Annotated in this window: 25 protein-coding genes and 2 pseudogenes; 15 read left to right on the top strand and 12 right to left on the bottom strand. The window is 65.2% G+C overall.

Translation table 11 applies throughout. From position 1 onward, the window contains the following. Positions 1–90 precede the first annotated feature (90 nt). Entirely contained in the window at positions 91–510 is a 420-nt protein-coding gene (locus ACWH43_RS04205; RefSeq protein WP_260348853.1) for a hypothetical protein, read from the bottom strand. A gap of 2 nt (positions 511–512) precedes the next feature. Next, positions 513–782: a hypothetical protein gene (locus tag ACWH43_RS04210; protein WP_260348847.1), complete on the bottom strand. Its 270-nt coding sequence runs from the start codon at positions 780–782 to the stop codon at positions 513–515. Between the two features lie 238 nt (positions 783–1,020). On the opposite strand from ACWH43_RS04210, the gene ACWH43_RS04215 reads away from it, so the two are divergent. The 14 genes from ACWH43_RS04215 to ACWH43_RS04280 all read left to right on the top strand — a co-directional run bounded on the left by ACWH43_RS04215 (position 1,021) and on the right by ACWH43_RS04280 (position 9,273). After that, positions 1,021–1,365: a helix-turn-helix domain-containing protein gene (locus ACWH43_RS04215; protein WP_260348841.1), complete on the top strand. Its 345-nt coding sequence runs from the start codon at positions 1,021–1,023 to the stop codon at positions 1,363–1,365. Continuing rightward, the gene (locus ACWH43_RS04220) at positions 1,355–1,771 is read left to right on the top strand and encodes a hypothetical protein (RefSeq protein WP_260348837.1); all 417 of its coding nucleotides are present in this window, start codon (positions 1,355–1,357) and stop codon (positions 1,769–1,771) included. Before ACWH43_RS04215 ends, ACWH43_RS04220 begins: the two co-directional genes overlap by 11 nt. After that, positions 1,768–2,010, top strand: a complete 243-nt coding sequence (locus ACWH43_RS04225; protein WP_260348835.1) for a hypothetical protein — start codon at positions 1,768–1,770, stop codon at positions 2,008–2,010. The genes ACWH43_RS04220 and ACWH43_RS04225 overlap by 4 nt, the downstream gene beginning before the upstream one ends. Before the next feature lie 116 nt (positions 2,011–2,126). Further along, positions 2,127–2,675 carry a metallophosphoesterase gene (locus ACWH43_RS04230; RefSeq protein ID WP_260348833.1) on the top strand — a complete coding sequence of 183 codons (549 nt, stop codon included), beginning with the start codon at positions 2,127–2,129 and terminating at the stop codon, positions 2,673–2,675. A 23-nt stretch (positions 2,676–2,698) separates the two neighbouring features. After that, complete coding sequence (locus tag ACWH43_RS04235; RefSeq protein ID WP_260348830.1) at positions 2,699–3,070, top strand: hypothetical protein; 372 nt, start codon at positions 2,699–2,701, stop codon at positions 3,068–3,070. 101 nt (positions 3,071–3,171) lie between these two features. Next, the gene (locus ACWH43_RS04240; protein ID WP_260348828.1) at positions 3,172–4,815 is read left to right on the top strand and encodes an AAA family ATPase; all 1,644 of its coding nucleotides are present in this window, start codon (positions 3,172–3,174) and stop codon (positions 4,813–4,815) included. Between the two features lie 198 nt (positions 4,816–5,013). Next, complete coding sequence (locus tag ACWH43_RS04245) at positions 5,014–5,181, top strand: hypothetical protein (RefSeq protein WP_260348825.1); 168 nt, start codon at positions 5,014–5,016, stop codon at positions 5,179–5,181. Then, a complete protein-coding gene (locus ACWH43_RS04250) occupies positions 5,174–5,692 on the top strand; it encodes a hypothetical protein (protein ID WP_260348819.1) in 519 nt (172 codons plus the stop codon). Before ACWH43_RS04245 ends, ACWH43_RS04250 begins: the two co-directional genes overlap by 8 nt. Further along, the gene (locus ACWH43_RS04255; protein ID WP_260348816.1) at positions 5,685–6,137 is read left to right on the top strand and encodes a hypothetical protein; all 453 of its coding nucleotides are present in this window, start codon (positions 5,685–5,687) and stop codon (positions 6,135–6,137) included. The genes ACWH43_RS04250 and ACWH43_RS04255 overlap by 8 nt, the downstream gene beginning before the upstream one ends. Further along, positions 6,134–6,616, top strand: a complete 483-nt coding sequence (locus tag ACWH43_RS04260; RefSeq protein ID WP_260348812.1) for a hypothetical protein — start codon at positions 6,134–6,136, stop codon at positions 6,614–6,616. Before ACWH43_RS04255 ends, ACWH43_RS04260 begins: the two co-directional genes overlap by 4 nt. 97 nt (positions 6,617–6,713) lie before the next feature. Continuing rightward, on the top strand, positions 6,714–6,980 hold the full coding sequence (locus ACWH43_RS04265) for an antitoxin VbhA family protein (protein WP_260348810.1): 267 nt from the start codon (positions 6,714–6,716) through the stop codon (positions 6,978–6,980). Next, the gene (locus ACWH43_RS04270) at positions 6,977–7,342 is read left to right on the top strand and encodes a hypothetical protein (RefSeq protein ID WP_260348807.1); all 366 of its coding nucleotides are present in this window, start codon (positions 6,977–6,979) and stop codon (positions 7,340–7,342) included. The genes ACWH43_RS04265 and ACWH43_RS04270 overlap by 4 nt, the downstream gene beginning before the upstream one ends. A 336-nt stretch (positions 7,343–7,678) precedes the next feature. Next, positions 7,679–8,761 carry a hypothetical protein gene (locus ACWH43_RS04275; protein WP_260348804.1) on the top strand — a complete coding sequence of 361 codons (1,083 nt, stop codon included), beginning with the start codon at positions 7,679–7,681 and terminating at the stop codon, positions 8,759–8,761. 287 nt (positions 8,762–9,048) lie between these two features. Beyond that, complete coding sequence (locus ACWH43_RS04280) at positions 9,049–9,273, top strand: hypothetical protein (protein WP_260348801.1); 225 nt, start codon at positions 9,049–9,051, stop codon at positions 9,271–9,273. 183 nt (positions 9,274–9,456) lie between these two features. Here the strand turns inward: ACWH43_RS04280 and ACWH43_RS04285 are convergent. From ACWH43_RS04285 to ACWH43_RS04330, 10 genes and pseudogenes are all read right to left on the bottom strand, one after another. Continuing rightward, positions 9,457–9,555, bottom strand: a pseudogene (locus ACWH43_RS04285) (transposase); the annotation flags it as partial. Between the two features lie 126 nt (positions 9,556–9,681). Further along, positions 9,682–10,155 carry a hypothetical protein gene (locus ACWH43_RS04290; protein ID WP_260348799.1) on the bottom strand — a complete coding sequence of 158 codons (474 nt, stop codon included), beginning with the start codon at positions 10,153–10,155 and terminating at the stop codon, positions 9,682–9,684. Next, positions 10,152–10,904 carry a LysR substrate-binding domain-containing protein gene (locus tag ACWH43_RS04295; RefSeq protein ID WP_260348797.1) on the bottom strand — a complete coding sequence of 251 codons (753 nt, stop codon included), beginning with the start codon at positions 10,902–10,904 and terminating at the stop codon, positions 10,152–10,154. The genes ACWH43_RS04290 and ACWH43_RS04295 overlap by 4 nt, the downstream gene beginning before the upstream one ends. A gap of 143 nt (positions 10,905–11,047) precedes the next feature. After that, entirely contained in the window at positions 11,048–12,826 is a 1,779-nt protein-coding gene (locus tag ACWH43_RS04300; RefSeq protein ID WP_260348789.1) for an FUSC family protein, read from the bottom strand. A 60-nt stretch (positions 12,827–12,886) separates the two neighbouring features. After that, the gene (locus ACWH43_RS04305; protein WP_446325286.1) at positions 12,887–14,032 is read right to left on the bottom strand and encodes an outer membrane protein assembly factor BamB family protein; all 1,146 of its coding nucleotides are present in this window, start codon (positions 14,030–14,032) and stop codon (positions 12,887–12,889) included. 119 nt (positions 14,033–14,151) lie between these two features. Continuing rightward, positions 14,152–15,189: pseudogene (locus ACWH43_RS04310) on the bottom strand (membrane-bound PQQ-dependent dehydrogenase, glucose/quinate/shikimate family); the annotation flags it as partial. 201 nt (positions 15,190–15,390) lie between these two features. Further along, positions 15,391–16,011 carry an alpha/beta hydrolase gene (locus ACWH43_RS04315; protein WP_260348784.1) on the bottom strand — a complete coding sequence of 207 codons (621 nt, stop codon included), beginning with the start codon at positions 16,009–16,011 and terminating at the stop codon, positions 15,391–15,393. Then, positions 16,008–17,030: a glutathione S-transferase family protein gene (locus tag ACWH43_RS04320; protein WP_260348779.1), complete on the bottom strand. Its 1,023-nt coding sequence runs from the start codon at positions 17,028–17,030 to the stop codon at positions 16,008–16,010. The genes ACWH43_RS04315 and ACWH43_RS04320 overlap by 4 nt, the downstream gene beginning before the upstream one ends. A gap of 51 nt (positions 17,031–17,081) precedes the next feature. After that, entirely contained in the window at positions 17,082–17,954 is an 873-nt protein-coding gene (locus ACWH43_RS04325; protein ID WP_260348771.1) for a VOC family protein, read from the bottom strand. 24 nt (positions 17,955–17,978) lie between these two features. Beyond that, positions 17,979–18,395, bottom strand: a complete 417-nt coding sequence (locus ACWH43_RS04330; RefSeq protein ID WP_260348767.1) for a DoxX family protein — start codon at positions 18,393–18,395, stop codon at positions 17,979–17,981. A 318-nt stretch (positions 18,396–18,713) separates the two neighbouring features. Here ACWH43_RS04330 and ACWH43_RS04335 point away from each other — a divergent pair, with 318 nt between their 5' ends. Continuing rightward, entirely contained in the window at positions 18,714–19,445 is a 732-nt protein-coding gene (locus ACWH43_RS04335; protein WP_260348764.1) for a TetR/AcrR family transcriptional regulator, read from the top strand. The last annotated feature ends 11 nt before the right edge of the window (positions 19,446–19,456 follow it).

The raw sequence follows: 19,456 nt of genomic DNA on the forward strand, positions 1-19,456 counted from the left end.
GGCGAGTTCCCCCGTCGCCGAGCAGTTGGGCGGCGCAAACGCCTTCCTCGGCGAAGGGCGAGAGCTCGGGATGAAGCGAGGGAGACCGGATCATGGCGCCTTCCCGCAGCCCGGCTTGTACCCGATGTCGGAGAATATCCTCGCCACCGCGGCGTCGACACGCTGCCTGTGTTCGAGCGGAGGCCGCGCCTCGCGCAGGGCGATCTCTGGACCCATCTCCAGGAGGACCTCGTCATAGGCGACGAGATCCCGGCGGCGGTCGGCGTCGGGATCTGCAGCGGGGCGCGGGTTAACGACGAACCAGATGCCGATCCCCTTCGAGGTGAGGTAGTCGCCGCTGCCTTCGCGCTTGAGGTATCCGGCTTCGAAGGCTTCTGCGATGAAGCTGTCCGATTTCCACTTCACCCGGCCGATGGGGTTGGACATCCGGGTCAGCGCGCTGGAAACCCGACGATGGATGGAAACCGGCCCTGGGATCAGGGGCATCCGGTGGGTGTCGACGTTCCTCATGATCACGTGCTCCCCGCCAGAGGACCTTCGATGAGATCGGTCCGGCAGGCACGGTTCATGACGGCGTCGGCCCAACTCCGCGCCATTGTCTCCACGTCGCTCTCGACGCGTGCGTGGCCGTCCAGGATCGCCAGGATCGAGATCGTGCCGAGCACGACGCTGTCCAAAATCGCCATGACCTCGGGTGTCTTGCCGCCGTTGTCCGTGATCGGCTTGACGATGTCGGGCGCGGCGGCGCGGTGATGGATAAGCTGGGTATCGGGGTGTCGCATGCTGCCTCCTCAAGCAGCGCCAGCCCAAGTCAGCGTTGCCAACGTCTGATTCTAGCGATTCGTTTTCAGCGCGCTCGATCCTGCGTCTCGCGCATGGCATGGCCGTTCGTCTTGCGTTTTGGGAATCAGCTGCACCCCGGCGCGTGCTCACTGCGCCCGAGGTGGGTACCTGTAGGCAATCCGGCGATTTGCCTACAACGCTTGACTGCAGGAATCGGGATCCGGCTTTTGTGACGGGATGACCGACGACGAGGAAATGACGATCCACCGAGGAAGCGGCTGCTTCTGGACCGACCAAGGCTATCCCAACCCGGCCGAGATGTCCGTGAAGTCCCGTCTATGCGGCCGGGTAACGGAGATCCTCCTGGCACGTGGCTGGGGACCCCTCGCGGCGGCCGAGGCGACTGGCCTCGGGGCGGACCTCTTCGCGCTCGCGGATAGGGGGCAGCTGAGCAAGTTCAGCGTCGGCGAACTGATCGAGGCGCTCACCCGCCTCGGCGCGGACATCCTGATCACGGTCGGGGAGGCCCGCGAGGGCGAGCGCGGCCTCGCGCTGGTGCAGGGCGTCGACGATGACGAGTGATCCCGGGAAGCCTTCCGATGTCGAGGCCGCTCTGGCCGAGATCGGCGATCACACGGATGCGACCTCGGATCTCGAACGCGCATACCTCCAAGGATTTCAAGACGGGCTGAGAAAGGGCCGCACGGAAGGCGGCAAGCATGCGCTGATCGCTGACGGCGAAGAACGTGTCGTCGAGTTCGCCGAGAACCATTTCGGTGATGGAACCGTCGTGCGGCTGCTAGACAACGGCGATCTCTACATCGTCGCCGCAGCCGTCGCTTCACTCGATGCCCAGATGGCTTTCATGGGCGATCTCAGGGACTGCATCGGAGACACCGACGTCTTCGCTTACGTCACGACGCCTGACGCCTCGAAGACAGCAATCGACCGGTTCGCCGTCGAGAGCGGACGGGTGTTGAAGGCATGAAGCTCTTCGACCTCGTCGACCGCGTGCTCGCCGACCAGGCCGCGCGCGCCGCCGCTGGCCTGCCCGAGCCGTGGCTGGCCGAGGCCGAGCGGCTGGGCGTTCCATGTCACTACGGCGAGGGCGACCGCATCATCCGGCACGATCCCGATGGGCGCCGCTGGGAGGTCACCGGCACCGGGCAGGTCATCTGCGAGATCGAACCGGGATGGCCTGAAATACAGGCTATTTCATCTGTCTGAAATTTCCCAGATTTTAAAGCCGATGCGAATTTTCACCCAGATCGAGGCTTTGGGTGAAAAAGCGCATGTCTGGTGCCTTGCGTCGCCGACCGGCACGATGCTCGGCAGGAGGCACGATGTCGAAGATTTGGTTCACCGCTGACACGCATTTCATGCACGCGAACGTCATCAAATACTGCAAGAGGCCGTTCGCCTCCGCCGACGACATGGACGCGCACATGATTGAGGCGTGGAATGCCGTCGTGGGCAAAAACGACCTCGTCTTCCACCTCGGGGATTTTGCCATCTCGCGAGACCCGCGGACCGTTCGCAGGATCTTCAGTCAGCTGAATGGAAGCAAACACCTGACGCCCGGCAATCACGACGCCGCCGCCACGCTTGCGCTGCCCTGGGCGAAGACGGACCAGATCCAGTTCAAGACTGTGGACGGCCTTCAGATCGTGATGTCGCACTACGCGATGCGCGTATGGCCCGGGCAGCATTACGGGGCGATCCAGCTCTACGGGCACTCGCACGGCAATCTCGCGGCGACCCGAAATTCAATCGACGTAGGCGTCGACTGCTGGGGATTCGCACCGGTCAGCATCGAAGACATCCGGCTCCGTTTGGCCGAGGCAGCGGAGCCGGCGATCGAAGAGCCGCGGGGCGGGTTGACGGTCCGATAACCATCTGCGCTTAGGGTCACACTATGGGTGTCCTTCGCGATCTCTTTCCACCGCTCAAAGACGACCTCAAGGTCCTCGGCCCCGAGGTCTTCGGTGCCGGCTGGAAATACCGGCTGGCCGCACACTGCGAGGTCGCGGTCCGCACCGTGCATCGATGGTGTGACCCGAAGGAGAAGACCCGGGCGCCGCCGGTAGATCTGATCAATTGGCTGCGCGATCAGGCCGAAACGCTCCAGACGCTGCGCCTACGCGAAGAGCTATCTAAGAGACTTCAGATGCAGATCACCTCCGGTCAGCTGCACCCCGACGTCGTCGCCGCGCTCCTTGCCGACCTCGCAGAGTATTTCAAGACGGCGAAAACCCCAAAGGACAAGTCCCGGTCACCCAAGGGCTGACCAAGCTGGCTTAACGGCGCGTTAAGCCCATTCCATTCCGTCGCTTGAGCGGTCACCCATTATGTGCGAATCGGTCATCCATAGAGTGATCGGAGGCGGCTGTGGGCACTGGCGAATACGACGACACCGATCGCGAGATCGCCAAGCTCGTCCCGGGCGAGCTCGCCGCCGCTCAGCAGCAACTGGCCATCCTTGACGATCAGAACAGCGCGACCGTTGTCCAGCTCCTCGCCGGCTGGCCGATGCGCGCGAACTCTTGGCAAGTCGACGCCGCGGTGTGGGCGCAGCGCGTCCTCGCGGACCAGGAGCCGCCGGGCCTGCCGTCGCTGCCGCCCGCCGTCGAGCGCGCGCTGCGCCAGGTCATGACGAAGCCGACCTTCGGCAACTTGACTGCGTTGCGTAAGGCAGCCTCCCGCCGCCGTCCTGAGTGGAGCCGCGAATACAATGGCCGCCTCGACGAATGCGTCGAGCGCGGGGACATTTATCTCTGGCACCTCGGCGACGAGTCGGCCGCAGGCCGCTGCGTGCTTCGGGCCCTCGACCGGATCACGAACGTGGCCCGCGCCCCGATCCGAGACGGGCTGCTTCGGACGGCGATCGAGACGGCGTCGGGAATGACTTACGAAGCCGTCCAGAGGCAGATCCGTAACAGCGCCCTCCACGTCCAGATGCGCGATCGCGCCGGCACGACGCAGTCGTCGATGTCGGCGTGGATCGAGGCTTGGGCCGCTCATCAGGAAAAGCTCAGGGCCGGCGAAACCGAGAAGGTGCTCGTCGAGGAGGATGACGAGATCACTCTCGTCGAAGCGGTCCAGGACGACCGTGACCGGGGACAGTGGGCCTACGCCAAGCCTGTGCAGCAGACGCTGGTCGTCGTGCCGAGTCTCGACCACCTGCCGAAGGCCACGCTGACGCAGCGCGACCGCAGGGACACGCCCCGCGCCGAGTTCGGCAGGATCGAGGGCGTCGCCCTACCGCTCAAGCCGGTGCCAAACGCGCTGATCGAGATTCTGCTGTCGCTCGGCCTTCGCTTCCCGTGGATGCGCCATGTCTTCGACGAAGTCGGCCAGCACCTGGTTTACTCGGACGGCGCGTTTCGGCTGCCTCCGCTGTGTTTCGCCGGCGGGCCTGGGTGCGGGAAGACCTCGGCCGCGATCGGGATGCTCAAGGGCTTCGACATCCCGTCGACGGTCTACAGCGCCGCCGGCGTTCACGATGGCGCCTTCGCAGGGACGTCCAGGCAGTGGTCGACCGGGCGCGCGAGCGTGCCGCTTCAGACGATCCTCAAGGCCGGCGTGGCGAATCCGGTGATCGTGCTCGACGAGATCGAGAAGAGCGGCGAGAGCCGGCACAACGGCGCGTTGGCGGACGTCCTCCTGTCCATGACGGAGCCGACCTCGGCGAAGGCCATCTTCGACCCCTACCTCGAATGCTCCGTCGATCTGTCGGCGATCTCATTCATCGCCACGGCGAACAACCCGAACTTGCTGTCCGGACCGCTGCGAGATCGCTTCAAGGTCATCGAGATCCCGGCGCCGGGCGTCGAGCACGTGCCCGCAATCGCCCAGGGGCTGGTCAACGAGATCCGCGAGAAGCGCGGGGCAGCCGGCGCCTTCGTCGAAGACCTCGCGCCGGACGAGATCGAGATCCTCGCCGAGGGCTGGAAGCCCGGCTCCATGCGCTCTCTCCGGCGCCGCGTCGAGATCCTTCTTTCGGGCCGTGACCGGCTCGCCACCCGCAACTGATGGAGACCGCTATGAGCCGCACTTTCCCGACCGTCAGCCCCGTCCCGTCCTTCGCATTCAATCCCGTAACCAGCCGGCTGATGATCGACGCCGTCGAAAGGTCCGGTAACACCCTCGCGTCCGTCGCGAGCGAAAACCCGGACGTCTTCCTCCGCGCCCCGGTTTGCGACGAGCGGCGGGCTGCTCCGCGGCCTGGCTATGGAGCTGACGCTCGCAGGAATCGAGGGACGCTGCGGCGTCCGAATCGAGACCGTGATCGAAGACGGCGACGGGATGCGCGTCCTCCCCAGGTTCGAAGATGGTCTCCTGCGGTGGATCGTCGACGGCTACGAAGCGATGTCTCGCGAGGACCAGGCCGATGCGTAGCCCCGCCGAGCGCCGGCTGGCGTATCAAGTTGAACTCGCCCGCGCGATGCGCCTCGCCGAGGGCTACGTGGCGGACCAGATGTGGTCCCTGCGCGTCCGCAAGAGATGGCCGATGCGCCTCATGTGCGAGATGTCGTGTGGGCCGGGCTGGCACGACCTCGTCGTCGCCGTGAACGAGCTTATCGACCAGGAAGCGGAGCCGGAATTCAGGTTCACGCAGATCAAAGAGAAGTTCGGGCAGCTGCGCATGTATTGGCACGGCGCCGATCCCTCTGGCCGGATCAACCAACTCGTCGAGGCCGCCGAGGAGATCTCGGCGAGCATGTGCGAGACGTGCGGCAAGGACGCCAAAATGAGGCAGACCCGGCCGCCCATGGGTTATGTGCACGCGGCCTGCGACGAACACGCGATGCCGGACTCGGACGTGATCCGCGTGAAGACGGAGAAGATCAGCCTCTTGGGCGCGAAGGCTCGCCTCAACCGGTTCGAGCGCGAGGATGGCGATGAGTGAGCCGTCAGACGATCCGGCCGCCTTCTCGATCACCGCGACGATCGAGGGCGGGACGATGCGGATCAAGGCCTCGCGCGCCATGGAAGCGGACATGTTGGCAGACGTCATCCGGGCCGAGAACCGTGGCGATCCTGTCGAGGCGGGGCGGCAGATCTGGATCTACGTCGCCCCGGTTTTCCGTGAGCTCGGCTGGAACGACGAGCGCATCGTCGAGGTCTACCGCATCCCCCCGGAGGTTCTCTCGGGCGAAGCGGACAGGCGAGCCCGCGTGTGGATGGCTGAGTATCGCCTCACCTGGATCGAGCGCGAGCCGTCGAAATACTATGTTGGCGAAGCCGAGATGGTCGCCCGCCTGCGCCGCGGCGAAATCTCAGTCGAAGTCTATGCGGAGGCCTTGCCCGAGATGATGGAGCGGCGGCGGCGCGAGCTTGAGGGCGAGACATGAGCTTCATCGTGATCGCCGACGTCGAAGCCTTGCTTAACGTCCGGGACTTCCGCCTGCTGCCGGCCCTCGCCGCGCTCGGCGTCGAGATCGTTGTCCCGCGGCCAGCTTACAACAGGCTTCGCCCGGGCTCGGTTGGCACCCTGATCGAGGCCTACACCCCGCCGATCCGACTGGTCGGCCCCGACGATAGGGATCGGCACGCCATCCCCGTGACAGTCTCCTATTTCGTCACCGGCGAGGGGCGTCGCCGCATGCAGGCGGGCGAGGCCGGGGCCCTGATCGTGCCCTTCGATAATCCCTGGCACTCGCCCCGGCGCATCGGAAATCTGCGCAGCTTCGTCGTCGACGAAACTCTCGTCGATCGCATCCGCGCCCATTTCCAGGACGTCGCGGCCGAACCGGGCGGTCCGGCCGCGATCATCGCGCTGCTTGAGAATGCGCCGGACGTCCCGCCCGACCCGGGTGACGAGATTGAATGATGCGCACCTGCGCCCCTGGTGGCGCTGACTTCGGGCCGACCTGCGCCCGAATCGTGCGCACGGTGTGTGCAGGTGCAAGGCACAAGAGGAAATCGGCATGCCGCGAAAGGAAATCACCGAAGAGGAATGGCGGCGGCTCGCGGACGCGTATCGCGATTACGTCCCGACGCCCGAGCCCGTCGATACCGACCTGGAGGTCGCGCGCCGGCGAGAGGCCGCGCGGGAAGCGATCGGCAGCATGTGGACGGGCGGCAGGCGTCCGACGCCGGAATACCTCTCGCTCACGGAGCGCTGGATCGTCGGCGAGATCTCGACGGAGCAGATGATCGAAGCGGCGCAACAGTTGTGGGGGACCAAGACATGAAGACGCTGCCCATCCTCGCCGCCGTTCTCCTCGCCACGTCCGCGGCCGCTCAGCTTTCGCCAGAGGCCTACACCTGGGGCGCGGAGGTTCACGCCAACAACCGCTCCACCGTCATCTCGGCTCGCAAGCAGGGCGCCGGCTGGACGGTGACGATGGAATGCTCCGTGCCTCGCCGGGGCGGCCGCGAGCGCGTGCTGAGGTATCGCGGGAAGGCCGAGTGGAACGGGACGATGATGCTCGGGACGCTGGATCGCGCGATGAAGATCATCGTCGTCCCCCGCGAGGACGGTTCGATTGGAGTCGTCACGTCCGGGTCGGACTGCGCCCAGGGGGCGGGGATGCTGACCTCAGGCGGCGGCTAAACTTGAATAAGGAATCTCTTGTTCAAGGATAACCGGAGCCGGGTAACTTGGCGCGCCAACAAGCCCTGTCGATTGGGTCGAGGCAGATCGTCAAAACCCGGCCGTTCGGTGCCAGTGCCTTCAAAACCGCCAGCTTCCCCCCGTAACGTACGCGCTCATAAACGCGATTCATATTGCGGGAGTAACGGGGGGACGAGAATTCCTGCCTCGTAAGTTGGCGCGTGACGTCACCATCGCAGCGGCAATCCAGTTGGTGATGTGGGAAACCTCCTTTCGTGACGTGGAAATCAAACGAATCGCTATCATGGCAAGGCAACCGAGGATCAGACATTGTTGATGAGCCTGCCGTTCTCTTACACCGCAACCGTGCTCCCGTCCCGGAGACATCGGATTCCCGATCGCGTGAACGTGCGGGCCTATACCGATGTGCTTGTTCCCGAGCTCTCGGCTTCTGAGATCCATCCGGCCATCGTTATCGAACGTCGGCAACCGCGATCCACTCTATTCGATTGGAACGGCCGATTGTTCCGGCCGGCTCGCCGACGGTCCAATGGCGAGCCGTTGTCAGTGAAGGATTTCCAGCGCGAGGTCTCGGAGCGCTTTACCGGCGCCGGCAAACTTGTCGCGCATGCTGCGGTCGATTTCGATCCGTGTTTCTTTCCCACCCCCAACAGCCGCTGGAATGTCGCATCGAGCCTGGAGGGAGAAAGTAGCGCGTTGTCGCTTCACACCTTCGCAGCCTGGGTCGCAGAGCGTGGGTGGCGAGGGCCTGTGGTTCAGGAGTCATCGGAAGATTGCGAGAGGGGACGAGCACAGGCTCTCTACGCTGAAACGTTCATCGTCGTGGACGGTGCGTTGCACATCGCCTGCCCGGAGCCGGTTTGGGCGGTCCGAACCTGGCCACGGCCGCCTGCACTATGCTTGTGGAACAGGCCAACGCTATCCCAGGCCGCGCATTGTTTCCGGCTTGATGAGTTCGAGGTTGCAAGGGCATGGGCCGATCAGATTGGCGCTGCTGCCGCCAACGATGAACGACGAATCCATATCTTGTCTGACAGCAGCGTGAAGCGCCACTGCCTCCTCCACCTTGCCCGCTCAGCCGCGGTACCGATGGTGCGGTATGCAGCCTGGCCGCCAATGGAAATTTCTGAACAACTCGACGAGGCCGCTGCTCTTTGCGAGCGCCTTGAAGGTGGCGCGATCGCTCCGGATACCTGTGATGTCGCCATGATCCTCGATGCTATGACAACCCTGCACCGAGCGCTTGAGGCGGACGTCCGGTGTGGTTCCCAGTTTGGGTATTGGTCACAGATGGAGATCATCGTTCAGCGATGGGCCTTCGAGATTGCCCGAGGCGAAGACCTGTCTCGCTACTCGCAGCTTTCAGATGAGGATCTGGAGGCGCTCTATGGTCTGTGAGAGGTTGATTGCGGGACTATGCGGGGATTGAGTGATCCTCAAGCCTCAATATAGTAAGTAATATTTATGTCACTGGAAAATTCAAGTAAATTTTCAGACTTTCATGAATAATTTGACAATGAGATCTTATCGTTCGTTTTTATTCGGCGACAATCGGTACGGTTTTTCCAGAGTAGATAGCGTAAAGTGCACTAATATTCTATCATTACGGTCGATGACACTTCCCGATTCGACGCCCTCTGTGGTCTGGACGCCAGGCGCGAGGCGCGGCGGCGGATCGGCGGGGCATGGCCGAGCACCGTCGCCTTGATGTGGCTGCCGAGCGGAATCCCGCCCGCAGCCTGAATCAGGCGCTCGCGCTCATCTTCCGTCAGGCGGATGCTGAACGGGGCGGCTCTCTTCGGTGCGGGATCATCCGCGCCGGATTTTTCGGGATGTCGGACATGGCCGCACCTCACAACGAAGGAGGCGTGGGTCGAGCCAGCGACGTATCCTTTAAAACCTGTTCCTAATCTGCCAGAGTGTCGAAAATCTGGTTCGCTTCATCTCCGGTGAAGCGAACCATTCTATGTCTCTTCTTTGCCAAGGTTGGGTCGAGGATTCGGATCCCTTCGCTCGCGCCAGTTTTCTGCTGTCCGGCCCGGACAGATAGGTGACGTATTGTACCTAAGAAATGGGTGAGACCCCCCGGCCCAAAGGGGTCGCAAGGTTTTCTGCTCCAAGTCGATGAAGCCGAGATCGTAGCGCATGAAGCTGACGATCCAAATGCCCTCGTCGGCCCTCTTGATGCCGATTCGAGGGTTTCGCAGAGCAGGACGAAGCGCGAGGCATGGTAGGTGACGGTGAGCGACGCAAGCTATGGCAGGTCCGCTGGGATGGTCCGTTCCAAAGCCGCGAGGATGCCGATGCAGCCACGCTGCTCAGGCCTTCTCCGCTGCTCGCGGGCGGACGTCTGCGCCGTAATCCCGCACAGGCGCGTCCGGTGCGAACCAGGGCGGGTACATCGCTTCGATGACGGCGAGCAGCATCTCCTCGTCGCGGGGGACGGGAAGCTTGAGCCATGCCTCGACGGCGGCCGTGGCGCCGTGGGCGAGGTAAGCCGCGTAGAGCGCGGCCGCTTCTCGCCCCGGCATCGGCGGCTTCACGAAGCTCTCGTGAAAGATCGTCAGCGTGGATTGCTCAATGTGTTCGGCTAGCACCACGCGCAGCACGAACTTGGAGAAGCCGCGCCCCGAGCCGTAGATCGCCTCGCGCTTCAGAACATGCCTGAAGATGTCGCGCAGCGTGCTCCGCGTCAGATCGCGCAAGAGCAGGCCGTCACGCTCAAGCTGCTCGAAGCCACGCTGACGCACCGCGTCCAGTTCGCAGGAAAGGACGCGCGTCAGAAGATTCACCGACGACCGGGCGTGCTCGTAGAAAGTGCCGCGATTGATGCCGGCCCGGCGCGGGCTGCCGCAAGGCAGGTTTCGCCGTTGGAAAAGCGCAGGCGGCCGGACACGGCGATAACCGTCGACCCGGCGGCACTTGCAGGTGCGAATCGCCAATTGAGGGGATCGCGGAAATTGGAGTCGATGATGCAGTCGTGCCGGACGAGGTCGTCGGCGCGCAGGGGCTCGCCATAGCGCTCGAGATAGCTGGATGCGGCCACGACGACGATCCGCGCATCGTAAAGCTTGCGCGCGATCAGGCTGCTGTCCACCGGATTGCCGATCCGGACAGCGACGTCGAAACCCTCGTCGATCAGGTTCACCACGCGGTCGGAGAAACCCACGTCGAGCTGGATGTCGGGAAAGGCGCGTGCGAAGTCGAGAAGAACCGGCGCGAGCTGCAACGTGCCGAAAGACATCGGCGCCGTCAGCCGCAGGCGCCCGGCGGGTGCGCCGGAGGCGTTGCGGACGGAGGCATCCAGCGTGTCGAATTCCTCGAGCAGCGCCTTCATGCGCTCGTAATAAGCCTGGCCGACCTCGGTCGGCGAAAGCGCCCGCGTGGTGCGCTTGAGCAACTGGACGCTGAGGTCTGTCTCCAGCTTCGAGACGAGCTTGGACGCCTGGCCACTGCTGACGCCGAGGCGCCGCGCGGCGGTAGCGAAGCTGCCGGTGTCGAGCACGGCGACGAACATGCGATCGCAGTCGAGACGGTCCACCTGAGTTTCCAGAATGAGCAATTATAATGGCATCTTATCCCTCATTCCATCCAATCGGGAAGCGAGATGGAACGGCGCCCGGCGCAGAGAGGGTATCCGTCGTGAGGGACGAAGCGCCATATGCTCGGGGAGATGGCAATGCCTTACGGCGCACGATCCTCTGCGTGGCTTTCCTCTCCGGAGGACTTCAGCAGCCGATCTATCCGGTCCAGCGCTGACGAGATCGCCGCCGGATCGTCGTCATCCGTGTTCACATCGGGTAGCGACCGGGCAAGGTGGTCCAACTCGAAGATCGCCTTCCCAATGGGGAGCATATGTGCGGCGTCCGCGATCCAGCAGGCGCTCATGACAGCATAGCCCAGATCGATCAAGGCGACCTCCACATCGTGCCAGGCAGCAAGGCTCGGATTGTCGGCCGTGGCACGGGTGAGGATGGCGGTCGTGGTGAGCAATTCGAATTGGAGCGCCGCTCTCGCCTTGATGCCGTCCGATCGAAGGACCCTGCCAGCCGCGATGACGAGCATTGTCTTGTGAATGGCGTCTATCGTCCGGCGGATCTGATCCCGGACCAGAAGACGCGGCGTATGGCGTCCGGTGAAATAGGTCACGCAGATGGCGATACCGACGCCGAGGAAGGTCTCGATGAGGCGATCTCCGAGCAGTTCCCCGATCGTGCCACCATGGCCGGTCGCCTCGATGGACAGCAGCGCCATGGGCGTCACGAACGCGATGGCAAGGGCATAGTTGCGCGGCAACAGGATGTTCATCGTCATGATGCAGCCCAGGATGAGGAACACGACGCCCCAAGGATTCGGATCGACCCAGGCGACGGCTGCCACGAGGGCAAGACCGAGAACGGTGCCGGCGGCCCGCCTCAGCGCGCGGACGGTGGTGGCGATGCGCCCGATCCACAGATGCAGGACGAGAGCAGCGGTGAGGATCGCCCAATAGGGATGGCCGAGGCCAACGCCTTCCGCGACCAGGCCGGCGATGGCGGTGGCGAGCCCGACCCGCCAGGCGGTGAACCATGCGACGGAGCGGCGACGAAAGCCGTGCCGGAACAGGAATCCGAGGCCGGGATGGCCGCGCAACGGTACGGCCAGTGCCGGTTCCTCGCCGAGCCGGGCGCCAGGGTAGTTCCGCTGTGCAGCGAGATGGGCCAGTCGCCGATTGACGGCGAAGAGGTCCGGCGCGAACTTCGCTGTTTCCTCGCGGCCAAACGGCCCGAGCCGGGCCGATTGCAGCGTGAGCCAGCCGCGGTTGACCGCCGTGTAGGCGGCGTGCCGCAGGGCCCTCAGTCGGTCCTGCGCTTCAGCCCCGGCGATCGCCGCCTCGAAGGTGGCGACGGCGTCTTCGGCTGCTGCGAGCGCCTGCCGGTCCGGGCGATAGCGGTCCGGGATCAGGGACATGAGGGTCAGGAGGCCGGTGAGTGCGGTCGAAAACGCGGTGATCGCCACGCTCGGCCAGGCGACCTGCGGAAACATCCCGAAATAGCTGCCGATGGCAGCGGCGTAGAACAGGTGCAGTGGGCCCGGGCCGCGGGTCAGTAGGAACGAATAGTAGGCGGTGGTGGTGATGACGACGACGGCGGCGACCACGGGAGCGATCAGAAACCGATAAGGTGCGATGAACACGCCAAGCGCCATCGAGCCGGTCATGACAGCGCCGACGATGAGCGCACACAGGATGCGCGGAACCAGCGGCCGTCCGGCTTCCCATTGGGCGAGCATCGAGCCGAACAGGGCGACGGGGCCGAGTTCGGGACCGAAGAGAAGGCAGGCGACGAGCACGGTCGCCGAGGATGTGGCGCCCATCTTCAGCGCTTCCCTCAACGCCGGCGGCGACATGGGAGCAAGGACGAAGAAGTCGCGCAGTTGCTGCCAGAGGGTCGACTGATCTGCGAATGGCGCGGCGCGGTGCATGAATGGTCGTTCCTGAAATGAAGGCCGCCGAGGAAATACTCCGCGGCGGCCCTTGGTCTCTCACTGCAGTGTGTAGGCGATGACATAGTCGCCGCGATCGGGCGACTGGCGTGCGCCGCCCGCGGTCACGATGATGTACTGCTTGCCGGTCTTGGGCGAGCGGTAGCTCATCGGCCCGCCCTGGCTGCCGACGGGCAGGCGCGCTTTCCACACTTCCCGGCCGGTGCGGCTGTCGAAGGCACGTAGGTAGTAGTCCTGGGTGCCGGCGATGAAGACGAGGCCCGATCGAATGGCCAGCGTCGGTCCGAGCGTCGGCATGCCGATCGGGATCGGCAGGCCCATCCTGATCCCAAGCGGCCCGGTGTCCTCCACCGTGCCGACCGGCACCTGCCAGACCAGCCGGTGGGTCCTCAAATCGATGGCCGACAGCGTGCCGAAGGGCGGCGCCTGGCAGGGAATCCCGAGCTCGGAGAGGAACCGCTCGCGCATGGCGCCGAACGGCGTGCCGAGCTGCGGCACGACCCCCATCTCGATGCCGCTGCCGCCTCTCACCTGGTCGCGCGGGATCATGTAGTTGGCGAGGCCGAGCCGCATGTCGTTGACGAACATATAGTTCTTCGTCGGATCGATGAAGACCGAGCCCCAGTTCATGCCGCCGAGCGAGCCGGGGAACTGCAGCGCCGGATCGAGGCCGGGCGGGGTGAACACGCCTTCGTGGCGCATGCCCTTGAAGGCGATGCGGCAGAGCAACTGGTCGAAGGGCGTGGCGCCCCACATGTCGGCCTCGGTCAGCGTCTGGTTGCCGATCATCGGCATGCCGACCGAATAGGGCTGCGTGGGCGAATAGCGTTCGCCCTCGACATTGCCTTGGGGGACGGGACGCTCCTCGATGGGGGCGATCGGCTCACCGGTCCGCCGGTTCAAGAGATAGATCATGCCGGTCTTCGACACGGTCACCACCGTGGGCGTGGTGGTGCCGTCGGCGTTGGGGATGTCGTAGAGCACCGGCTGGGCCGGTACGTCGAAGTCCCACAGGTCGTGATGGACCGTCTGATAGGTCCATACCGGCCGGCCGGTGGCGACGTTCACCGCGACGATGGACGAGGAGTATTTGTCGTCGAGCTCGGTGCGCTCGCCCGCCCAGAAGTCCGGCGTCGCGTTGCCGGTCGGCAGGTAGACGAGGCCGAGCTCGGCGTCATAGGACATGGCCGACCAGACATTCGGCGTGCCGCGGGTATAGCCTTCGGGCGAGAGCGGCTCGCGGGTGACGGCCGGTTGCCCGGATCCCAGGCCCAGACGAGCTGGCCGGTGACGGCATCGAAGGCACGCACCACGCCGGGCGGCTCGCCGGTCTCGTTGTTGTCGGCGACGCGGCCGCCGAGGATGACGAGATTGCCGGCCACCAGCGGGGTCGAGGTCTGCTGGTAGTAGCCGGGCTTGACCTCGCCCATGCCGACCTTCAGGTCGACGATGCCGTTGTCGCCGAAATTGGCGGCCGGCCTGCCGGTGTCGACGTCGAGGGCGATCAGGCGGGCGTCGACCGTCGGCACGAAGATGCGGCGCGGGCTGACGGTTGCATCGGCCCCATCGGGGAGCGGCGTCACGCGGGCCGCTGTCGTCGCATCGTAATAGGCGACGCTGCGGCAGCGCTGCCAGGATGGGACAGTGCCGCCCGACACGTAGCGCCATTTCTCCGCGCCGGTGTCGGCGTCGAGCGAAAGGACCGTGCCATAGGCCGTGCAGACAAACAGGCTGTCGCCGATCTGGATCGGCGTGTTCTGGTCCTCCGCGCCCGAGCCGGTGCTCTGCGGCGTCTCGCCGGTATGAGCCGTCCAGGCCACCCTGAGCTGGCCGATGTTCTCCGGCGTGATGTCGCCGAGCGCGGAAAAGCGCGTGCCGGCGTTGTTGGCGCCCCACGCGGCCCAATCGGTCGCAGGAGCAGATGTGGCCGCCGGCGCCGCGGGCACCGCCGCCTCATTGGGCGCGATCATGTTCTTGGGCGAAAAGGCACTGACCGTCGTTGCGACGATGCCGATTGCGAGCACGATCGCCGCCCCGTAGCCGGTCCGGCGCTGGATGGCGTCCCGCGTCAGGAGCGGAACCGACGCAGCGATCACGAGGCTTCCGACCGCCATGGCGAACAGGCGCGACACCAGCGGCCAGAACTGGAAGCCGACTTCCCAGATAGCCCAGATGCCGGTGGCGAGGAAAACGAGCCCGAAGAGAGCGGCGCCCGATGCGCGACCGCGGAATATCTGCAGGCCGGCGACGATGAGCACGATGCCGGCGGTCAGGAAGTACCAGCTGCCTCCCAGCCAGAGAAGATATCCTCCGCCAGCCAGGAAAAACAGTCCGGCGGCCATGACGACCGCGCCGAGAAGCACGAGCCAGATTCGTGTAATCAAGGCAAGATTCCTCCGCAGCTCTGACGCCCGCCGTCATCGTGATACGACGCATCGTTGACCTCAGAGGAGCCCGTACCGGGCGTGATGATGCTCGGCCAAGCAAAATTGAATGCGCGTTCATTTCTAGTCCTGCCATGCCGCGTCCACAAGAGCGCCCAATCATGATCTGGAGCGCGCGCGAAAGGCGTCGGCGAGAAAGGTCAGGGCGAGCGCGGCGCCATCGCCGGAAATGGTATGGCCGAGCCCCGGCAGGAGATGGTGGCGGACCTCGACGCCCGCGTTGCGGAGCCGCCTGGCGGCGACCTCGCTTTCGCGCGGCGGCATGACCGGATCGGCGTCGCCATGGACCAGGAGTGCTCTGGTGGCGGGCGACGGCGTCAACGGCTCCGGCGAAGCGAGGCGCCCGGAGAAGGCGACGACCGCAGCGACCGGCCAGCGCCCCGAAGTCAAGGCGTCGAGCGCCATGATCGCGCCTTGCGAGAAGCCGACCAGTGCCACCCGGCCGGGATGTCCATCGAGGCCGTGGGCCGCGACAATATTGCGGAGGGTCCCGTCGAAGGCTTCACGGGTGCCCGCGACCCGGCCCGGGCGATTTTCTTCCGTCACGCCCCGGATGCTGAACCACTGACGCCCCGCGCTCGCCTGATCGAACGCGAACGGCGCATCGGGCGCGGCAAAGTCCGTGTCGGTCAGCACATCACGCCCGGCTTCGCCAAGCGGCGTGAGATCGGCGCCGCGGCTGCCGACGCCATGCAGGAAGATCACCAGCGAGCGGCTCATCGATATTGCCCTCCCCGGGCCTGTGCCGGCGGTCCCGCCGCCTCGGCCAGGCGGCGGGCGACGGGGTCGAGGCCAGGCACATCGGGGCCGAGGGGAACGATCCCGGTGGGATTAAGCGCCTTGATCGAATAGTAGCCGCGCTTGATGTGGTCGATATTCACCGTCTCGCGCACGCCCGGTACGTCGAGCACGCGCAGGAGATAGGCGCTAAGGGACGGATAGTCCGCAAGGCGACGCAGGTTGCACTTGAACAGGCCGTAATAGGCCACGTCGAACCGCACCAGCGTGACGAACAGCCGGATGTCGGTCTCCGTGAAGCGGTCGCCGAAGAGGAAGGGACCCGTGCCCGCGAGCCACGCCTCGAGTTCGTCGAGCATGCCGAACACGTCGCGGAAGGCTTCCTCATAGGCGAGCTGCGTCGTGGCGAAGCCGGCGCGATAGACGCCGTTGTTGAGGCGCGGATAGATGCGCTTGTTGAGCGCATCGATGCCGGCTCGCAGATCGGCCGGACAAAGGTCGATGTCGGCGCGCGCCAGCTCGCCGAAGCCGGCATTGAACATCCGCACGATCTCGGCGGATTCGTTGTTCACGATCGTTCCGCGCGTCTTGTCCCAGAGGACCGGAACGGTGGCGCGCCCCGTATAGTCCGGGTCGGCCTTCGTGTAGATCTCGTGCAGATAGGTGGCGCCGTTCAGTAGATCCGGGCCGGTCCCCGGATCGTCCCCGAAGCGCCAGCCCTGATCGGTCAGGGCCGGCTCGACCACGGAAACCGAGACGACATCCTCGAGTCCCTTGAGCTTGCGTGCGATCAGGGTGCGCGAGGCCCAGGGGCAGATCAGCGCGACATAGAGGTGATAGCGGCCGGCTTCGGCCTTGAAGCCGGCCTCGCCCGTCGGCCCGGCGCCGCCATCCGGCGTGACCCAGCTGCGGAAGCCCGAGACCTGCCGCACGAAGCCGCCTTTCGCATCGGTCGCCTGGACCGGCTGCCAGTCCTGCGTCCATTTTCCATTCAGGAGCATTGTCGAATATCCATTTCTCCGCACGGACCCGGCTGGCCCGCGGCCTTTCGTCTAGCGCAGGACCAGCGCGACGGGCGTTCCCCACGGATCGCGCAGCGTGATGCCGGCCGCTGTCACGCTCGCCGCGTCGCCCGCGCGCTGTCGCACCGCTTCGGTCCGCGCCGGATCGAGGCGGATCTGGATCTCGGCCAGGCCGGTCGAGGGATAGCTGCGCTCGCCCGCCCCGCGGCTGTTCCAGATGTTGGTCGCAATGTGATGGTGATAGCCGTCGGCGGCATAGAAGGTGCCACCGGGATAGCGGCAGGTGATGGCGAGGCCGAGCACGCCCGCATAGAAGGCCTCGGCCGGCGCGATGGCGCCGACCTGCAAATGGACATGGCCGACGCTTGCGCCCTCCGGGAAGCCGGACCAGGTGCCGTCGCCGGCGCTGGCCGCGAGGTCCGCGACGTCAAGCGGATCGCTCGGCATCTCCACCATTCCGTCCTTCCAGCGCCACCTCGAGGCCGGGCGGTCGGCGTAGATCTCGATGCCGTTGCCTTCCGGGTCGGAGAGGTAGAGCGCCTCGCTGACGGCATGGTCGGAGGCGTCGACCAGCGGCGCCCGGATCGCGGCCGCGTGCCTGACCCATTGTCCGAGGTCCGCGCGTGCCGGCAGCAGGAAGGCGGTGTGGAACAGGCCCGCCTCGCGCGGCGACCGGCGCCGCGCCGACGGATCCCGGCGCAGTTCCACCAGCACGTCGTTGCCGACGCCCAACTCGGCCGTCTCGCCGTCCCGGCGCAGGAGATGCAAGCCGACCGTCTGTTCGTAGAAGCTGCGAACGCCATCGAGATCGTGGACGGTCAGCGCGACCCGGCCCAGCGACAGGCCCCGGGACGTCGAGCCCGACCCGGCCCCATGATGGATCGTGTCCGGGGAAGCAGCCATGGCGGTCTCTCCGGATGGTTCGGCTCAGCGCTTGTCGATACCCGCGGGCGTGGGCTTCAGCGCGTAGGCGCCATCGCCGGTCAGCACGAGCACGACGAGGCCCACGATCCATAAGGCGGGGAATTCCCAGCCGCCATTGGCATTGGTGAAGAAGAAGCCGGCCGGGGCATGGACGGTGAAGATGGCGCCGAGCAGGATCGGGATCAGGACCAGCGCGGCGATGCGGGGCCACACGCCAAGGATCAGCGCGGCGGCGCCGAGCAGCTCCCAGAGGATGGTGACATAGGCGAGCCAGCCCGGCAGGCCGAGCGAGCCGAAGAAGCCGGCGGTGCCGGAGGGCGTGAAGACGAAGATCTTCAGCCCGGCATGGGCGAGGAACAGGATGCCCAGCGCGAGGCGCAGGACGAAGGCGGCATAGGGAGCGGTGCGCAGGTCGGTCATGACGGGGTCTCGCGGTGTCGGTGAGCCAGGATGCCCGCTTATTTGACCGAAAACGTCGCCTGCGATTATTGGGGCAGGACGGAGTTCATTGATTCCAGATTGGAAGCAATCAAGGCCATAATGGCATGCGGACGTGCCTTCCGGAGCCAGATCCCCGGGACGCGTCCAGCGGGTCTGGCTGCGTGAGCCGCGAAGCTGACCGGCTCGTCCATTGGTTCCGGAAACAAGCGCCGGATCATCTTTGACGCACCCTTAAATGACCATATAGTCATTTTAAAAGAAGCCATCGTCGGCGGTGCTCGGGAGGGAAGGCAAGCCGTGAACGAACGCAAAAGACAGCAGAAGCCCAAGCCCCGCACGCGCGGCCCGAGTCCCGAGAAGACGGCGCGCACGCGGGCCGCGATCATCGAAGCCGCGATGGCGGAGTTCCTGGAAAGCGGCTTCGCCGCGACGACCATGGCAGGAATCGCGCGACGGGCGGGACTGGCCAAGGGTACGCCCTATCTCTATTTCGAGACCAAGGAAGCGCTGTTCGCCGGTATTGTTCGTGACGTAATCACGAACCCTCTCGGAAACGCCGAGCATCAGGAGATCGGGCCAGCCGAAGGCGTTGCCCACTATCTGCGTCGCACGTTGCTGCCGGTGATGCGGGCAATCGAACCTGGGGGGCGTGCTTCGGTTGCTCGTCTGGTGATCGCAGAGGGAATGAAGTTTCCCTTCCTCAGTGAGATCTACCGGAGGGAAGTCTATAACCCTTTCATTGAGCACATCCGCCGGTGCGCACGGCTTGCCCATGACCGGGGTGAGCTCGCGGAGGATTCGCTCGTCTGGCACCCGCATCTGCTCGCCGCTCCACTGTGGATCGGCATGGTCCACAACGGCGTCATTGACCCGTCTCATCCAATCGACATTGGCGACCTGTTCGAGGCCCAGATTGCGCTTTGCTTCGGCAAAGCCACTGCCCACACGGCGCCTCAGCCTTCTCCGGCCGGCACGAGCAAGTCGGGACCGCGCCGCTCGGCCGTCGCTCGACCCGAGAAGATCCGATGATGGGTTTCGAT

The sequence above is a fragment of the Allobosea minatitlanensis genome, assembly GCF_964020775.1.

Excerpts from the sequence above, each read along its gene's own strand:
- ACWH43_RS04205 (WP_260348853.1), bottom strand. The coding sequence starts at position 510 with ATGAGGAACGTCGACACCCACCGGATGCCCCTGATCCCAGGGCCGGTT.
- ACWH43_RS04210 (WP_260348847.1), bottom strand. The coding sequence starts at position 782 with ATGCGACACCCCGATACCCAGCTTATCCATCACCGCGCCGCCGCGCCC.
- ACWH43_RS04215 (WP_260348841.1), top strand. The coding sequence starts at position 1,021 with ATGACCGACGACGAGGAAATGACGATCCACCGAGGAAGCGGCTGCTTC.
- ACWH43_RS04220 (WP_260348837.1), top strand. The coding sequence starts at position 1,355 with ATGACGAGTGATCCCGGGAAGCCTTCCGATGTCGAGGCCGCTCTGGCC.
- ACWH43_RS04225 (WP_260348835.1), top strand. The coding sequence starts at position 1,768 with ATGAAGCTCTTCGACCTCGTCGACCGCGTGCTCGCCGACCAGGCCGCG.
- ACWH43_RS04230 (WP_260348833.1), top strand. The coding sequence starts at position 2,127 with ATGTCGAAGATTTGGTTCACCGCTGACACGCATTTCATGCACGCGAAC.
- ACWH43_RS04235 (WP_260348830.1), top strand. The coding sequence starts at position 2,699 with ATGGGTGTCCTTCGCGATCTCTTTCCACCGCTCAAAGACGACCTCAAG.
- ACWH43_RS04245 (WP_260348825.1), top strand. The coding sequence starts at position 5,014 with ATGGAGCTGACGCTCGCAGGAATCGAGGGACGCTGCGGCGTCCGAATC.
- ACWH43_RS04250 (WP_260348819.1), top strand. The coding sequence starts at position 5,174 with ATGCGTAGCCCCGCCGAGCGCCGGCTGGCGTATCAAGTTGAACTCGCC.
- ACWH43_RS04255 (WP_260348816.1), top strand. The coding sequence starts at position 5,685 with ATGAGTGAGCCGTCAGACGATCCGGCCGCCTTCTCGATCACCGCGACG.
- ACWH43_RS04260 (WP_260348812.1), top strand. The coding sequence starts at position 6,134 with ATGAGCTTCATCGTGATCGCCGACGTCGAAGCCTTGCTTAACGTCCGG.
- ACWH43_RS04265 (WP_260348810.1), top strand. The coding sequence starts at position 6,714 with ATGCCGCGAAAGGAAATCACCGAAGAGGAATGGCGGCGGCTCGCGGAC.
- ACWH43_RS04270 (WP_260348807.1), top strand. The coding sequence starts at position 6,977 with ATGAAGACGCTGCCCATCCTCGCCGCCGTTCTCCTCGCCACGTCCGCG.
- ACWH43_RS04275 (WP_260348804.1), top strand. The coding sequence starts at position 7,679 with ATGAGCCTGCCGTTCTCTTACACCGCAACCGTGCTCCCGTCCCGGAGA.
- ACWH43_RS04280 (WP_260348801.1), top strand. The coding sequence starts at position 9,049 with ATGGCCGAGCACCGTCGCCTTGATGTGGCTGCCGAGCGGAATCCCGCC.
- ACWH43_RS04300 (WP_260348789.1), bottom strand. The coding sequence starts at position 12,826 with ATGCACCGCGCCGCGCCATTCGCAGATCAGTCGACCCTCTGGCAGCAA.
- ACWH43_RS04305 (WP_446325286.1), bottom strand. The coding sequence starts at position 14,032 with ATGTCCTATGACGCCGAGCTCGGCCTCGTCTACCTGCCGACCGGCAAC.
- ACWH43_RS04315 (WP_260348784.1), bottom strand. The coding sequence starts at position 16,011 with ATGAGCCGCTCGCTGGTGATCTTCCTGCATGGCGTCGGCAGCCGCGGC.
- ACWH43_RS04320 (WP_260348779.1), bottom strand. The coding sequence starts at position 17,030 with ATGCTCCTGAATGGAAAATGGACGCAGGACTGGCAGCCGGTCCAGGCG.
- ACWH43_RS04325 (WP_260348771.1), bottom strand. The coding sequence starts at position 17,954 with ATGGCTGCTTCCCCGGACACGATCCATCATGGGGCCGGGTCGGGCTCG.
- ACWH43_RS04330 (WP_260348767.1), bottom strand. The coding sequence starts at position 18,395 with ATGACCGACCTGCGCACCGCTCCCTATGCCGCCTTCGTCCTGCGCCTC.